The organism is Paenibacillus sp. 1-18 (assembly GCF_000520755.1).
GTDB classification, from domain to species: Bacteria; Bacillota; Bacilli; order Paenibacillales; family Paenibacillaceae; genus Paenibacillus; species Paenibacillus brasilensis.
Window position 1 is genome coordinate 1 of record NZ_ASSB01000094.1, and the last position, 793, is coordinate 793.

Genomic DNA, 793 nt, shown 5'->3' on the forward strand with positions numbered 1-793 from the left:
CCATGTCAGCGACATCATTATGGTGGATGCTATGAGAAAGATGTCCAAGGATGAATCGACGCCGGAGCAGCTTGAAGAGATCGTCGAGGCGGTGCTGGACAGCATTGGGGATCAGTACAAAGCATTCTTGGCTGAACCATCTGACAGGGAGCGAGTCAAAGACAAAATGTTGATCTACTCCATCTACCGAAATGAGCTTATTAACGCGGGTGAAGTTCGAGCGAATATCCATGCCTTGATTGCAGAAGACGATAGCATCGGTCCGGTGACATCATCAGATAAACTGCTATGGCAACAGACGACGCTTGGTCAATACGAGGAGTACGGAGTCATCGGTACGCACGATGTGCTGCTTGATTCCGGTTATGTTGGCGAAAATGCTAAAGTACTGAGACAGATTCTTCGCAAGGTCGCAGAAGCATCACCTGAAAATAAGTCCATTTTGTCCTAAGATCAATCAACGAGAATAAGTGTTGGGTAGCAAAGACGCCCGGGTTCCTTTATATAGAAGGAACCCGGGCGTCTTTTTGAGTTTTATGCAACCATCAACATATAAAGCCCCTAATCATCTGTGTTTGTTTTAGAAACGGTTGGTTGAGGGTGATTGATATTGGAGATGAGCTCACGGATTACCTGAATGACAAGCTCTGGTTGATCATGGATAATCATATGCTCGCTCTTCTTAGCAACAATAAATTTGCTGTTTGTAGAGATATTGAGCATCTCCCGTTGCCCGATCTGCCAGCTTTGCTCGATCTGATCATTCCCGTTTTTACTTATACCGAACTGAGTC

Annotated in this window: 1 protein-coding gene and 1 pseudogene; one reads left to right on the forward strand and one right to left on the reverse strand. The window is 45.4% G+C overall.

What is annotated here, in order from left to right; genetic code table 11:
* Positions 1-451 (forward strand): hypothetical protein (locus L693_RS27755; RefSeq protein ID WP_155983774.1); only part of this gene is annotated, 451 nt, incomplete at its 5' end.
* 110 nt (positions 452-561) lie between these two features.
* Here L693_RS27755 and L693_RS0106610 read toward each other — a convergent pair.
* Positions 562-793 (reverse strand): annotated as a pseudogene (locus L693_RS0106610) (alpha/beta hydrolase); the annotation flags it as partial.